21 protein-coding genes are annotated in these 13967 nt (G+C 48.2%); 3 read left to right on the top strand and 18 right to left on the bottom strand.

Annotated elements, in window-relative coordinates; translation table 11 throughout:
• Window positions 1-209 precede the first annotated feature (209 nt).
• The 16 genes from QLQ17_RS17095 to QLQ17_RS17020 all read right to left on the bottom strand — a co-directional run bounded on the left by QLQ17_RS17095 (window position 210) and on the right by QLQ17_RS17020 (window position 10100).
• Window positions 210-503 (bottom strand): hypothetical protein, encoded by a 294-nt coding sequence (locus QLQ17_RS17095; protein WP_283210822.1) that lies wholly within the window; start codon window positions 501-503, stop codon window positions 210-212.
• Between the two features lie 404 nt (window positions 504-907).
• Window positions 908-1477, bottom strand: a complete 570-nt coding sequence (locus QLQ17_RS17090) for a hypothetical protein (RefSeq protein WP_283210821.1) — start codon at window positions 1475-1477, stop codon at window positions 908-910.
• 20 nt (window positions 1478-1497) lie between these two features.
• Complete coding sequence (locus QLQ17_RS17085) at window positions 1498-2166, bottom strand: hypothetical protein (RefSeq protein ID WP_283210820.1); 669 nt, start codon at window positions 2164-2166, stop codon at window positions 1498-1500.
• Between the two features lie 125 nt (window positions 2167-2291).
• Window positions 2292-2822 carry a DUF2314 domain-containing protein gene (locus QLQ17_RS17080; protein ID WP_283210819.1) on the bottom strand — a complete coding sequence of 177 codons (531 nt, stop codon included), beginning with the start codon at window positions 2820-2822 and terminating at the stop codon, window positions 2292-2294.
• A gap of 106 nt (window positions 2823-2928) precedes the next feature.
• The gene (locus QLQ17_RS17075; RefSeq protein ID WP_283210818.1) at window positions 2929-3225 is read right to left on the bottom strand and encodes a hypothetical protein; all 297 of its coding nucleotides are present in this window, start codon (window positions 3223-3225) and stop codon (window positions 2929-2931) included.
• Window positions 3226-3777: 552 nt separating this feature from the next.
• Entirely contained in the window at window positions 3778-4200 is a 423-nt protein-coding gene (locus tag QLQ17_RS17070; protein WP_283210817.1) for a hypothetical protein, read from the bottom strand.
• A 91-nt stretch (window positions 4201-4291) separates the two neighbouring features.
• A complete protein-coding gene (locus tag QLQ17_RS17065) occupies window positions 4292-4639 on the bottom strand; it encodes a hypothetical protein (RefSeq protein WP_283210816.1) in 348 nt (115 codons plus the stop codon).
• Between the two features lie 225 nt (window positions 4640-4864).
• Window positions 4865-5419 (bottom strand): hypothetical protein, encoded by a 555-nt coding sequence (locus QLQ17_RS17060; RefSeq protein WP_283210815.1) that lies wholly within the window; start codon window positions 5417-5419, stop codon window positions 4865-4867.
• Between the two features lie 84 nt (window positions 5420-5503).
• On the bottom strand, window positions 5504-6037 hold the full coding sequence (locus QLQ17_RS17055; RefSeq protein ID WP_283210814.1) for an ankyrin repeat domain-containing protein: 534 nt from the start codon (window positions 6035-6037) through the stop codon (window positions 5504-5506).
• A gap of 109 nt (window positions 6038-6146) precedes the next feature.
• Window positions 6147-6497 carry a hypothetical protein gene (locus QLQ17_RS17050; protein ID WP_283210813.1) on the bottom strand — a complete coding sequence of 117 codons (351 nt, stop codon included), beginning with the start codon at window positions 6495-6497 and terminating at the stop codon, window positions 6147-6149.
• 442 nt (window positions 6498-6939) lie between these two features.
• Entirely contained in the window at window positions 6940-7275 is a 336-nt protein-coding gene (locus QLQ17_RS17045; RefSeq protein WP_283210812.1) for a hypothetical protein, read from the bottom strand.
• A 103-nt stretch (window positions 7276-7378) separates the two neighbouring features.
• On the bottom strand, window positions 7379-7783 hold the full coding sequence (locus QLQ17_RS17040; protein WP_283210811.1) for a hypothetical protein: 405 nt from the start codon (window positions 7781-7783) through the stop codon (window positions 7379-7381).
• Window positions 7784-7877: 94 nt separating this feature from the next.
• On the bottom strand, window positions 7878-8135 hold the full coding sequence (locus QLQ17_RS17035) for a hypothetical protein (RefSeq protein WP_283210810.1): 258 nt from the start codon (window positions 8133-8135) through the stop codon (window positions 7878-7880).
• A gap of 129 nt (window positions 8136-8264) precedes the next feature.
• Window positions 8265-8546: a hypothetical protein gene (locus tag QLQ17_RS17030; RefSeq protein ID WP_283210809.1), complete on the bottom strand. Its 282-nt coding sequence runs from the start codon at window positions 8544-8546 to the stop codon at window positions 8265-8267.
• A gap of 182 nt (window positions 8547-8728) precedes the next feature.
• Window positions 8729-9109 carry a phosphopantetheine adenylyltransferase gene (locus tag QLQ17_RS17025; RefSeq protein ID WP_283210808.1) on the bottom strand — a complete coding sequence of 127 codons (381 nt, stop codon included), beginning with the start codon at window positions 9107-9109 and terminating at the stop codon, window positions 8729-8731.
• Between the two features lie 439 nt (window positions 9110-9548).
• Window positions 9549-10100 (bottom strand): hypothetical protein, encoded by a 552-nt coding sequence (locus QLQ17_RS17020; RefSeq protein WP_283210807.1) that lies wholly within the window; start codon window positions 10098-10100, stop codon window positions 9549-9551.
• Window positions 10101-10983: 883 nt separating this feature from the next.
• Between QLQ17_RS17020 and QLQ17_RS17015 the strand changes: the two genes are divergently transcribed.
• Window positions 10984-11193: a hypothetical protein gene (locus QLQ17_RS17015; RefSeq protein WP_283210806.1), complete on the top strand. Its 210-nt coding sequence runs from the start codon at window positions 10984-10986 to the stop codon at window positions 11191-11193.
• Between the two features lie 3 nt (window positions 11194-11196).
• On the opposite strand, the gene QLQ17_RS17010 is transcribed toward QLQ17_RS17015, so the two are convergent.
• On the bottom strand, window positions 11197-11844 hold the full coding sequence (locus tag QLQ17_RS17010; RefSeq protein WP_283210805.1) for a hypothetical protein: 648 nt from the start codon (window positions 11842-11844) through the stop codon (window positions 11197-11199).
• 363 nt (window positions 11845-12207) lie between these two features.
• On the opposite strand from QLQ17_RS17010, the gene QLQ17_RS17005 reads away from it, so the two are divergent.
• Window positions 12208-12831, top strand: a complete 624-nt coding sequence (locus QLQ17_RS17005; protein ID WP_283210804.1) for a phage integrase N-terminal SAM-like domain-containing protein — start codon at window positions 12208-12210, stop codon at window positions 12829-12831.
• A complete protein-coding gene (locus QLQ17_RS17145; RefSeq protein ID WP_349306803.1) occupies window positions 12828-12968 on the top strand; it encodes a tyrosine-type recombinase/integrase in 141 nt (46 codons plus the stop codon). Before QLQ17_RS17005 ends, QLQ17_RS17145 begins: the two co-directional genes overlap by 4 nt.
• Before the next feature lie 199 nt (window positions 12969-13167).
• On the opposite strand, the gene QLQ17_RS17000 is transcribed toward QLQ17_RS17145, so the two are convergent.
• Entirely contained in the window at window positions 13168-13929 is a 762-nt protein-coding gene (locus QLQ17_RS17000) for a hypothetical protein (protein WP_283210803.1), read from the bottom strand.
• Window positions 13930-13967: the final 38 nt, after the last annotated feature.

Genomic DNA, 13967 nt, shown 5'->3' with positions numbered 1-13967 from the left:
TGAAGCAACCGCTCTCAAAGTTGGCCAGCCCGCAAACCCCGAACTCTTTTTCGCCCACAGGCAAAAGGTAATCTTTATGGACTTGCAGAACGGGGGTTTTAATCATTGGTTTCACTTAACGCCAGCCATAAGCGGCGCCCTGACAAGGGCGTCCGGTGGAGGGCCAATGGCCCGGAACAACCTTAATGGCATTGTTATACATCTCGACCTCAATGAACCTCTTCGACATGAAATTCAAACCCGCCGATAAACCGATTGAGGATATTGTAGAAAAAGCAGCCAATCACGACAGATATATAGCCGAAAATCAGGTAGAGCAATGGGAAAATAAAGAAGACGAAAGTTGGAAATCCAACGGTGTTTCCGTCTGGCCCCATCGGCGGACCAGCGAGGTTCATCATTAAAATCATGGGTAAGAAAATTGGCAATGTAGCAACTGCCATGAGCACCCCAAAAACCTTTCCATTTTGGTGCGGTGAGAGACGTTTAATCTGTTTTTTCATAGTCAGACTCCATTCTGTGAGTATTCATTTTCCTGGTGTATAACGCCAAGCACAGCGGCGACACGCCAGTGGCGTCCGGCGGCAATCGGCCGTGTACTGATGCGCCTTGTTATAGTCGCCCAGAGAACTTCCTGTACAGTTCTTTGGCATAGATTAGAGCAAGCCATCGTGAACAGGACAACAGCAACAGTTGCGAATTCTGCCTGGTGCAGCTGGAAGATTCCCCGCCATGCAACCTCACCATCGCTTACGTCATAGATCATTCGTACGCATATCAAATTGACCATCAGTATTAAGAGATGCGAACCCAAAGTGATTCTGTAATCGCCCATTCTGAGATCTCGAAGTGCTATAACGCCTTGGGTAAGCTGCCGGTCCGGAGCGCAGCGTAGTACCGGTCAGCTTCACCCACTTGTTAAGGAATCACACCGCCGAAAGTAATAGAAATCAGGACCAGAAAATTCTACGAATTTCTCATTCCCATGCTGATCGTAACCATCGAAGCCCCGTAATCCCTTGTAAATTAATAGGTCCTTGGCAGGAACGTAGTACAAATAAGCTTCGTTATACTCACGTTCTCCCTTATTGTTCTTCCCTTCTTCAACGTAAACACCTTGCTCTAAAAAATAGCTGCCGGACCAACTATAGATCTCGCCCTCAAGAGGATACTTGGACGCGAACCCACCATCCTTTTTAAGCTTCCATGTATCAGATTGGCAATCACCACCTGTCCACACGCCAAACAGTTTTTTGAGGTCTGATTCATTTGAGACCAGATTAGCCTTGAAGTATGTTTTCTTCAGTATCAGTCCAGTTTCACAAACCTCTCCACTGCAGCCGTCTATCTTTTTTCTCTCATCACGTTCGGTATAGAAAGGAAGTTCTCCAAAGTTGCCTTTCGAAACCCACAAATCCGCCAGTGAGAAAGGACTGAACAGTAGGCCAACCATCAAAATTGTGACGAAGCTATGCATGCTTTTCCTTAACGCCGCATTCAGCGGCTTGTCCGCTGCAATGCTTTGTTATGCTGATTGACTCCAATTATCTCTTTATACTCGGACTCGATTGCTTTTCGAGCAGAGTCCATCTTGGGCTTGAGGTCATGTATCCATTCGTCATATAACTCATTCAACCTCTCGTTCAAAGGCCGATCGGACTGTCCAAAAATTCTTAGCTTATCCAGGCTTTGCCAAACACTTGTCAGAAATTCGTAGACTGATGACTGAGACTCTTCAGACATAAATAGCCGTTTTCGCTCAAAATCACGAAAATAATGATCGAGTGATTCCGCAGCCTTTTCCAACCGCTCTTTTTCTGGTGGCTTGGAGCGGCCGAGCTCGTCGGGCTGTATTGCCCAACGACAATCAATCCAGGTATCCGCTAATAGCTGATAATTTAAAGTTAAAGCCTTAAAGCGCTCTTCGTTAATTGACGATAGCCTAATCTCCGCCAGCTTGGTTTGCTCTTGTAACCTGGCTTTTGTGACTTCCACGCCCTCGAGAAGCTTGGCTTTTTCCGCCTCCAGCTTTTTGTCTATCTCGGCTTTTTCATTTTGGATGATTCGCTTTGACAAGACCCCACCCCACCACCTAGATAGAGCTGTCACGATTACTACACCACCACCAAACAGACCGAACATCTCTAACAAAAAGCTACTGCTCATATGCCTTTCTTCCTTTAACTTCCATTAAAAGTGCCGCCATAGCGCTACGTTGATCATTTGGGCATAACGCCAAAACACACCGGCGCCATGCCAATGGCGTCCGGTGATGTGCCTTGTTAGGTGATTCATCGTCCTAGTACCGGTTGATAGCTTTTAATACCAATGTATTCATCATATCTGGCTTTTTCTTCTTCGGTTTTTAACCTACTTCTCATTGCTTTGATTGTGTACCCGCCCTGAGCGATGCCGTTTTCGATTATCATCCAATCAAAAACATCCTCTGGATAGAAACCAAGCCTTTCACCAACTCGATGCCATTTGCTTAAGGATTTGGGCAGCTCAAAAAAAACACCTGATAACAGATTTTCCTCAGGATGATAGGCGACGCCATTCAGCCAGATATACAAGAATTGATCGGAACCCATATGTTCTGACAATTCTGGAACACGGAATTTCAGCTTAGCCAGAAACGTCGCGTCACCACCAACCTGAACTTTTTTAATAAAGGCGCTGATAGTTTCAGAAGCCAAATCATATGCTCGCTGCATCTCGGGATCGGAGCGTTTGATTTGGTTGAATTTAGGCTCTCTATCTTCTGCGTTGGCCGAAGGCACTCCCAAAAGAAGAGCGACCATGATTAGAATCAGATGCTTCATCGAATCTTTTTTCACCTAACTCCAATGTTCAGCGGCTGGTTTGGAGGCGCTACCGCGCTGGAAAACCGGTCCGGTGGGGGCCCGTTAGGGCCGGAATGCACTGCAACTACTGGTTATGCCCGAACGGTGTGCCCAGTAGCGAAAGTGCAAAGAACCCAACGAAAATCCAAATCGCGCAAAGCCGAACTTTGTCGAGCTTAACCATGACATTGAGCTTTGATCCGCTCACAAATTCCTGGGCCCATTCGTGACGGTAGCCTCCCCACACTGCCAACCCAATCGCAACGCCCTTCTCTTTAGCTTTTTTCCAATCAACATAAGCGATAGACAGCAATTGGATTGCTACGTGACAAATCACGAAAACCACTACCGCAAAAGCTGACAGGAAACTAGTGACTTGCATTCTTCATCCATAGGCATAACGCCAAGCTAAGCGGCGTGACAAGGCCGTCCGATGGAGGCCGAAGGCCGGAAAAAACTCAAGCGCCTTGTTAGAAGCTTGCACTACCCAGCCCGCTGGCCAAAAAAGACCAGACAACAAAGAGACAAATGTAGATTAGACCCACGAGCGAAGCCCCAAAAGCCGATTGAGCCGATTTGAGGGCGTTGTCTGATCTAGAGGTCCCAGAAGTTTCAAAAACCAAAATGCTTCGGCGAGCCTGAACCAACAGCGGCACACAGCATATAGAGGCTATTAATGCTGCCGGTAACCACCCTATTAGGCTGGGCAACACCAACAGTACAATCGGAGCCAGCGGCAATATTAACGTAAGCCAGAAGACGCCCTTGGGGGCGCCCAGCTCATCAAAAATCGATGACTCTCGACGCACTGAGAACGCCGATCTAATACCAATGACTACTAATACGATGAAAAGGATTACGTTCAACTTCCCTTTACTCCTAACGCCCAGCTCAGCATGCATGTCCGCTGGAGCTGCTGGTTAGGTGATTCTTGCTATTTCTTTGTATGCTCATCGATTAACCAAATTCCGTTTACTAAGTTTGCTTCGTACATTGTAATCTGGTCTGACTCCGGACCAGAAAAGAAACGTATCTTATCGAAGATACCATCATCGTTTGAATCAGTGATATCGACCGATGAATGCCCAGAATTTTGTTTTGGGTGAACCATAATGGTTTGGCTTTTACCCGATGTGTCGTAAGAAAGCATTGGACCATTTTCTTTTTTAACTATGAGCACGCTATCCCTGTTTTTTGGGTAGGTAATGACCTGCCAAGGATCTATCTTCAGTTGTTCCATAATTTGAGTGGAACCATTCAGGGGATCGGTCCATTCTTTTTGCTCCAATTCGACCGTTTTCTGACATCCTGTGAGGATCAGAGCAAGAATTAATATGGTAAGTTTGAGCAAGTCCATTCTTCACCTAACGCTTGCAGCATGCGCGCCCATGTAATGAAGCCGAAGGCGCAATGTAATGGGCGTCGCCGTGCCTGCACTTGTTAAAAGATCACTCACCCAACGACTTGGCCAGATGATGCTCGAATACAAAATAAGCAATTAGCGATAATGCAACTGATCCGCCAAATACGAACGCAGCGATCTCACTCAGATAAAAGATGACTGAGACGAGAGAGAGAATCAGAGCCAAACCGCACAAAGAGCCCAGAATAGAGGTGAGCTCTTGTGAAAAGTCGCCCCGGAAGTGCTTATAGCTCTTTTGACCTCTCAGAATGTAGGCCTCATAAACTCCGCCAAGAATGAAAAAGCCAGGCATCGCCGCACAAGCACCATACAAAGCGACCGTTAAGGAAGTGCTCTCCACCCCAACTTGAAGCAGCGCAAGGACAATAATCAAGGAAGAGCCGGCGCCACTGTATGACAGGTTCCGAAATAACCCTATTCTCGATTCGCTTGGGTACCGCATAGTGCTCTCAACAGTCCTCGTAGTCTTGCGCGGCTCTTCGGGTTTCCCGCTCATAGTTGTGTGACTTTTAACGCCAATGTTCAGCGGCCGGTTTGGAGGCGCAACGCGACGGAAAACCGGTCCGGTGGAGGCCCGTAGGGCCGGAACGTACTGGAACTACTGGTTAAGCCTGTCGATGAAGTCCCGGGTGTAGTTTGCCAGTAGCCGAAGTCCTTCAGGACGGATCTCGATTCGATCCATCTTTAGGTGGTAACAATTGGACCGCTTCTGAATGATCTGCTCCACCTTTTCTGGTTTCCGCATGAGCGATGGCCGTCCGGCTGAGTGCAAAATTGTATTTCGAATTTGAGCCGCCTCCATCAGAAATTGCCAAGGCTCAAATTGTGCAATCTCATCCCCCAAGGCTTCTTTGACTATAGGCTTGTACTTCTCCAGGCCGCCTAATCTTGAGTCCGGTGCTACATCCTTCCCTTTTGATAAAAGAATCAACATTTCTTCAATGTGACCAAACATCATCAGGAAGACAGCAGTCCGCAAACTTTTTGGAAATTGATTCGAATACACGTCCGACCAAAATTTCCTCAGATGCTGATCTTCTAAATCATCAATCTCCTGCTGTGCTTCTCCAAAGAGAGCTTTGACGTGATTGTGGAATTTAACCAGCCAATCTAAGTTATTTGCAGACGCGAACTTGAAAGCATCTTTATTCATAGGCTTAACGCCGCGCTTTGCGGTTGGTTTGGAGCGCAGCGGAAAACCAGTCCGACAACAGCGCCTTGTTACATTTTTCCATTCCTAAAGCCCAAATAGCGAAAGAACACGATTCGAATAGAGCTGCGAATTAACTTTAACCAGCTCTTTCACAGTGCTGCCGGTATTACCAACTTCGACTTCTGGCGAAGCGCCACTTTGCAAAAGCAGTGAGATAATTTCCGGTTTATCCGCGACTTTATTGTATGCATGACACGCTGGCCACAAGGCGTCTGACGGATTAGCTCCCTGCGTCAAAAGGAGTTTTATCAAGCTCAGCCATTTGTCAAAATTCGGGTTTAGGCCATGACCAAATTTTACGGCCAACTGAATTACGCTAGATTCGGGCCCCGCTGCCATTCTGGCGCTTACGTTTGCGCCGAACTCAATGAGTCTCTCTGAAAGATCAAAATCCTCACATTGCATGGCAAACATCAATGGAGTTTTGTCCCTGCAATTGGCGTTGTGTTGCCCAGTGACCTCGAGAGCTTTCGTCTCGCTGTTAATAATTCCGAGAACCGTTTCGTGATCGTGCTTTTCGATAGCCACGAATAGTTTCTTAATTTCTGACTTGTTCATGTGTTCTCAAGAAATGTAACGCCTGCCTAAACGGAGGAGCAAAATTGGCGCGCTTTTTTGCCACTGCAAAAAGCGCGACATATTTTGCGGAGTCCGTTTGAGGCACTTGTTAGCGTGGGTTGAACGGAAGTATGAAGTAACGCAACATTGCCCAGATAAAGGTAACCGGATTAACCCATTTATAACTTGCTGCATGATCTAATACTTCCTTGGTTATATCTTTAGGTATTCGTTTGTCGAATGCTGCCACCTCAACTTCAACGAAGGGTGTTTCGACGATAAACCGATAACCTTTGTATTCGAAAAATGCTTCGAAATCATCTGTTAAACCCCACGATTTTTTTGCTAGCACTTTTACACCATTTAGCCTTTCGATATGAGCGACCATAGATATTGGTGAAAAGAATTGGCCTTTAACCGTAAAGCCATCTTTTGTGTGGTACCACTCGATCTCTTTCATATTAAAACGCTAACGCCATTGTTTAGCGGCGCCCTGAAAAGGGCGTCCGGTGGAGGCCGTCAGGCCGGAACGTACTACAACTACTGGTTATGTGGCTGTGCGCTCTGCTTTCGCATGAAACAAAAATAGCCGAATCCCACTAAACCAAAGATCGTGGCTAGACCTTCACGCTCGATCACCTCTGCCCCTAAGAGCGCAATCGGCACCGAACCTGCCAAGATAGAACCAAAAAATGCCCAATATTTATGACCAGGTGGATGCAGAGCCGAATTTGCCCTCAAGAGGAGCTCTGCCGCCCCCAAAAACCCAAGTACCATCAACGTGGAAATGGCATTTCTCCCAACCTCGACCTCAAGTACACATAACGCTAAGGTAACCGGCGCCGGAGCGCAGCGGAGGGAACCAAAAGCGGTACGCTTTTGGCGTCCGGTTGACCGACTTGTTATGCGAACAAAATGAGTAGACCGAGGCCCAGCAACAAAATGAGCCATGGGATTAGAAAGACGGCAAAATGACGTACTGGTATGAGTAGGTACATCAAGGCTCCTAACCCCAAACATATAAAGCCAGTCATTTGTAACAACAGCTCTGCCGCAGATCGATCATAAAACGTCATTTCAATATACCAGGCGCCACCCTCCCAATAGGAAGTGATAACCCAATGCGCTACGGCGTAGAGTATTAAACCATAGAAAATGGTACCAAAAACTGCTCTGAGTATACTTTGAAGCAGGAATCCAAGCTTTTCATCTACAGATTTAAACGAAGGAATGATCATGGACTCCTGCATAACGCTGAGCTTAGCGGCGCCCGTGTAATGGAGGCGAAGCCGCAATGAAAAGGGCGTCCGGCGGCCATTGGCCGCGTACTACAGCGCCTTGTTATGAGCCGCCACACCTAAGCCTGAACTTTTTGTACAGCTTGAAAAGCCCATAGCCAAGCAAAAAAATTAAGCCGTTCAGGATGATATTGAGAAGCAGATAATCGACTTCGATCTTGCCCTGAACGAGGAGCCTTTCAACGTTGGAGTCAACAGTAACGCCACGAAAAGGGAATCCGAACCTGAATCTGTTCCAAGGTTCCGTCCCTACGTTGCCATGATCAACGTTTTGTATCGTAAAGTAGCGGCTCGAGTACCAGTGCTTTTTGCTTGCCGGCACATTGAAGTAATCATAAGTCCAGAGACCACTGTGATACGCATTTTCCATTTTTTCATATGGCCCCGGAGTAAACAGGCTGAGAGCGACAATGATCAAGCCTGAAAGGAGCCAAGTTTTGCTACTCATTCACGCCTCATAACGCCAGCCATAAACGGCGCCCTGACAAGGGCGTCCGGTGGAGGCCACGTCTTTTGTGGCCGTAACGAATTTGATGGCCTTGTTAAAATTGCTTCTCACTGTCTGGTTCGGACAGTAACTCACCAGCTAAAGCCCACACACCAAAGATGGCTGCCATTGCGAGCATGACCCATAGCGCGATCTCATGATTGCCAGGCACTTTGTAGGAGAGAAAAACACAAGTTCCGTACACAAGAGCCGCTGGCAACGTAATAAAAGCCCAATTTTCTTTGGGCAACACACTTGTGACCAAGTAGAAAAAATAAACCGCTGATACAGCTAAAAACAGAAGATAGAGCATCTAATTCCCCAATTCAGATAAAGCTTTTTAACGCCCGCAGCACCGCGCGAAATTGGAGCGCAGTGGAAATTTTGTCCGAGTGACTGCGCTTGGATGGTGGTGGTTTGGTATCACCTTTCGACGACCAGATTAGACTGAAACCATGAGGGGAGTAGCCATCATTAAATGAGCCACCACTAAAATTACCACTCGCTTATCCTGTTCGTTCTCTAAGGCAACGGCCAGCCCTATACCGACACTCTTCCCTTGTGAGTATCGAATAGCCTCATAGAGCCCCATTAAAGGAACGACAACATATAACATAAAATTCATCAATCGACTTTCACTGTCAGAACCCAACCAGAAATAACTTGAAGACGAGAAAATAGTGAAAAAGACCGAAAAGATCCGAATTATATTTTTTTTACTCACAGCTACATCCTTAGGCATCGATGTCTTCAGAGTCTAAAAACGCTTGAAATAGCAAATAGTGCTCTAGAAATTTCTGGGGCATCTTTGTAGCAAAGCGAACATTCGGATGAGACGTTTAACGCTGAGCACAGCGGCGGCTGAAAGCCGTCCGGTGGCCGTAGGCCACGTACTGCTGCGCCTTGTTAAATTTGGTTGCGGGTGACGACATGGATTGCCCCTGCAGCAATGAGCGCGATGGTGGCAATTATGTCTGCGATGACCACCCTGCTAACGGCCTCATTGTACCCGCCAACCGACCACGCAATCGCGATGAAGGACACAACGCTGACAAGGCCCGCAACGATTGCCATTATTTGTAGAGATGGCTGGAACGCTGCATACACCAAGAACACACCAAGAAGCCCGAATAGGATGGCCCGGTGACGCATCAGGATTTCAATGTTGGGCTCACCCAGCGAAAGGCCGTATAAGGCAGCAAGGCGCTCCACGCCCAGAACGCCGGAAACGGGCAAGAGATGAATGATGCCGACGAGCACCAGAAGGCCTGTGACAACTTTCTCCATGTTTGCGTTTCCTCCCTGAATTTAACGCCTTGAATAAGCCGCCGATTGGAGCGCCAGCGCAAATCGGTCGGCTTGATTCACTTGTTAATATCTGCCGCGGTGACTATTGCTACCGAGATAAAGCAGAAAAGACCAACAGGTACCAAAATGTAAACAACGAAATCGGAGACTTTCCAACTGCCCTCTTCGATTTTCAATCGCCTGTACTGTGAGATGCTAAACCCTAATAGAGCCGTCACAACTCCAGCCAAAGATGCAGCCCAAGCGTTTCCGTATGAAAACATTATTGGTAACAAGGGCGACAGAAACCAAAGGAGCACAACCGCTTCGGCTCTAGCATACTTTTCGATCATATTCTGTAAATTAACGCGAAGCTAAGCGGCGCCCTGACAAGGGCGTCCGGTGGAGGCCGAAGGCCGGAACAGACTTAAGCGATTTGTTAGAATTTTTGCCCACCAATCTTAACCCGCTTGGCATAAAGCCCTATTTCACTCTCTGATTTTAAACCATACATGTCAGTGAGAATGCCATGACATAGCAAGGCTAGATAAAGGCTTTTATCTAACTCTGTAAACGAACCATCGCTATTTTTTACTCTAATTGGAGGCATCTCCCTGGAAACCGAAGCTCTGTAATAATCCACTCCGTTGCCAGATTTTCTAATTACATGAAAACCGGCCCGCCTAGCGTATTCAAGAAATTTCTCTTGGTCTTGAACATTTCTCGGTGCCAACAAAACCCAATCAAAGCCGGGCTTACCTTCTTCAATTGAAAATTGAAGATTCAAGTCTTGGCCGCCTACCGTCGCGATAAACGCAGCAAAACTTGTTTCGACCCGCTGGGTCTCAAATTCTTTAAAAATTGGTATAACGTCTTCAACTTTGACCATGAAGGCGTTTACTTCGTATGGCTGTTGCTGCCCCCAACAACCAAGCGAAACCCAAAAGAGTAGAGGTAGAAATTTTTTCATAAGAATTCTAACGCCTGCCATAAGCGGCGCCCTGACAGGGGCGTCCGGTGGAGGGCCAAGGGCCCGGAACAGACTTAATGGCCTGGTTATGTGTCACATTCGTCTGAAGCTGATTCTACAGAATCAGGAAGGCCAATCTTCGAGGGCACGTGCCATGTGATCAACGGATGTCCCTCGATTGACAATTGATGATAGCTCCTCAGAGACAAGCGTTTAGTGCCCACTTTCTTGATTCTTGACCAAGGGATATACATTTTAGGCATTGCCCAAGATGCAACGTAAATTCCCGCGTCATCTGTCGCAATGTGACAAAAACCATCCCAAAGAGAACGCCACGGCGTATTAATGGTATGAACAAACCCACACCCAGCCAACTTTGCCTTTAAGTCCGAGCGTTTCTCTGTCTTAAATTCCTCGACGATTTCTGACGCGTCTTTATGCAACCTCCATAGATTTCTAAAGGCAAGGTAGATGGCTAAAACCGCGATAATTGGAACCAGTATGTACAACATCATTCAATGCCAGATTGACACATAACGCTTTTGTTTAGCGGCGCCCCGACAGGGGCGTCCGGTGTAGGGCCAAAGGCCCGGAACGAACTACAACAACTTGTTAAGAGTTCCGAGAGTCTGCAGCTCGGCGCAGGATAACGGCCCCGCCTCCAATCCCCGTCAGACCAATGCCGACCGCATAGACCGAACCTGCCAAGTTCCCTGCACCGAAAAAAGGGATAACCAACATAAAAACACTAGAGGTAAGCACCGCATAGCCAGCACATTTGATCGCAATCTTAGACGGCTTTCTAGCCTGACCCGACAGCACTCGTACCAAAAGTAACAGCGCTCCCAGGAACAAAAGGAGAGCAACCACGAACGTGCCGAGGACATCTTTCCCGGACAAGAGCATGGCTGACATCGAGAAAAGAAAGATCGCAGCAACAATAATGATCACCGCTGCACCCACAACGGCAATTGCCCTCTCTTTGGTTGAAGGCTTCCTGTCTAGATCCCATTTCTCGTCGATCTCAACTTACCTCTTAACGCCCGGCTCACGCGCCGGTTTGAAGCCGCGAAGCGGCGGAAAATCGGTCGCTGTGCAGCCGATTGTTAGCTGACGGCTACCACTGCACTTGGATATTTTTGATTTCATCGTCGTTGTACGCGACTACCCAAGCTGAACCTGAACTGCCCGACATGGACATGCTTGAAACATGATAAGAGTATTCTGACCCCAATTGCTCTTCAGCAAGCGCTTCAGCCTTTTGAGCAGTTTCTCCATTCAGGAAACCAATTGACAACCCAGTGGCGAGAGCCAATAAAACGCTACCAGCAATATATGCGGACGTGGGCCTGCCTGTTCTAAATCCGGCCACTGAGAGCACTTCCAGAGATTCTGAGGTCGATAGTTGGCGGTAAACCCAAATGATCAGCCCAATGGCTGCCAAACCCAGCGCAACTGAGCCAAGAGACTGAGCAGTATGTGATTTCCATTGAGCTAACAACAGATCGATCGGTGTCGCCAGAGGCACTATGATCAAAACACCAACGAAGGCTACCGTGAGAAAAATACTGAACCAGCGGACAACCCGGGCAGTTCTAGCACTTCCCCTCAATAGAAGGATGCCCACGATGACAGCAAAAATATTGAAGCTAGATGAGTAGCTGACTTTATTCGCTATTGCATAAATCATAAACGCAATATCGATAATGCCTACTATCAGAAGTACGATTCCCGCTTTCTTAAAAGGATTACTTCGATCTTCCATGACAACTCCTGTACAGATAACAGCTTATTAGTTTGCATTCGTAGTAAACCGCATCCGTACCACCGTGTCCAAAACTGCTTCACACCCCTGATAGCGTAGATTTTTCATAGCCTTACCTGCCAGTAGCTGGCCGCTTTCGGGTTTTTGCGTCCGTGAAAAGTGTGCACGCGGCTTATCCGTGCACGTTTCTGCAAGTTAAATACAGAAGGCCAAAATTTTCCCGTTCTGAAACAGTTACCTACAAAGGTGCTCTGTGAAAAGCGTGCAGAGCCATGCAAATTAAACCGCAAAAAATTTGGCGTTTTTGATGGCTTTTCATTATAACTGTATGTATATACAGTTATTCAGCCACGGAGGGCTACTGTGCCGAAATCACCATTTATGCAGTCTGTTCGCGCAGAAATCCGGACAAGGCAGTACAGCTACCGCACCGAAAAATCGTACCTCTACTGGGTCCGTCAGTTCATTCTCTTCAATGATAAGAAACACCCGGAGGTGATGGGCAATCAGGAAATTGAACGCTTCCTGAATCACCTTGCCGTCAATCGGGGAGTCAGCCCAGGTACTCAGAATCAGGCGCTGTGCGCAATTATTTTCGTCTACAAGCATGTGCTGAAACGGGAGATTGAAAACCTCCAGTACACGATGACGAAAACGCCGCGGCGCATGCCGACCGTTCTGAACCCCGACGAAGTCGCCTCTATTCTCAGCAACATGACAGCCGAATACTGGCTCATTACTGCACTGCTCTATGGCTGCGGTTTGAGAATCAATGAGGCCCTCTCGCTTCGCGTAAAGGACATCGATCTTAAAAGCCGCAACTTGCTCGTGTTCAACGGCAAGGGCCGAAAAGATCGCTACACACTGATTCCAGGTAACCTCAGAGAAAACCTCGAGCAGCAGGTCGCGCATGCGAGGTCAGTACATGAATCTGATCCGGCCGAGGGATTCAGACTTACTCCCATGCCTTTGCCACCGAACTATTGAGATCGGGAAGTGACATTCGGACGGTTCAGGAAATCCTTGGGCACAGCGACATCCGTACGACGGAAATTTACACGCACATCATTGGCAATCGACGGGCTGGAACTGTCAGCCCGTTTGATCGTCTACCAGGTTCTTGAAGGCCATATTTTTGCCCGCATCATGGGAATAGAGGTCAGGAATTTGGCGTGCCGCGAATGTCCGCTTTTGTTTAAAAGCTTGATATCGCAATTTTGCATCAACGACATCATATCCCTGCCAGACCGGGTCCATTTACGGTTACAAGACGCGACCAGTTTATGGATGCACTACCAGGTAACCGTAGTGTGCTCCCCGCCTCTATGGGGTCGTTGGGCTACCCGGTTTGATCACCCAGCCATAGTTGCTGCGGATGGCCCGGTTGGAAGTTCGGCAGTTTGATTCCACGGTGACCTCCACGAAACCTGAACGGAACCCGCGCACCAGGGACGACGGCAAAGCCAGCGAAAGCTGCTCGGAAGGTGACCCTACCCGGCTTGTGTTCCGGTAGACCTCAGTTCGGGTTCCATTGGGCCCCACCAGAACCACTTTGAGATCCCAGTACCTGAAACCACATGGGTGATTGCTCACCACCGCGCCACCGATGACCACGCCGCCGGATCTCGCCCTGAGATTCAGGCCTGTAAAATCCAGGCTTGGAAGTTGATGGCCATGGATGTCACAGCAGGTCGGCTCCTGCTCTACAGGTTCCGGCTCAACCAGGGGGGGTTGAGGTGATGTGCCAATGGGCTTGGGCGGCTCAGGCGGTTTGACCGAATCACCCGGGCCATCCGTTGGAGGCTCTTCTTCGTCTGGCGGTTCCGGCGTCTGTGTTTCGTCGCACGCTCTGATAATCCGCGCCCGAAGCACCTGCAGATCTTTGTAGGCCTGCGCTTCCTGGGCGGTCATGCCGGTCAACGCGGTATCCTGTGCGATTTTCAGTAAAAGACGGTTGATCAGATTGATGAGGTAGGCGCAGGTGATGTCCGGCATTCCGATCGCCACACTGGCGGCTTCCCCGAAAGGTGCTGCGGTCGTGGCGACCTCTTCGGCCCACATTTGAAGTTGCTCGTTGGTCGGCATGATGTCCCTCCTTCACACCTGGTTTGCGTAGGGTGTTT

This window comes from Marinobacter sp. CHS3-4 (assembly GCF_030053415.1).
Taxonomy (GTDB): domain Bacteria; phylum Pseudomonadota; class Gammaproteobacteria; order Pseudomonadales; family Oleiphilaceae; genus Marinobacter.
The sequence above is the reverse complement of the archived record's forward strand: the minus strand, read 5'-3'. Positions and strand labels throughout refer to the sequence as shown.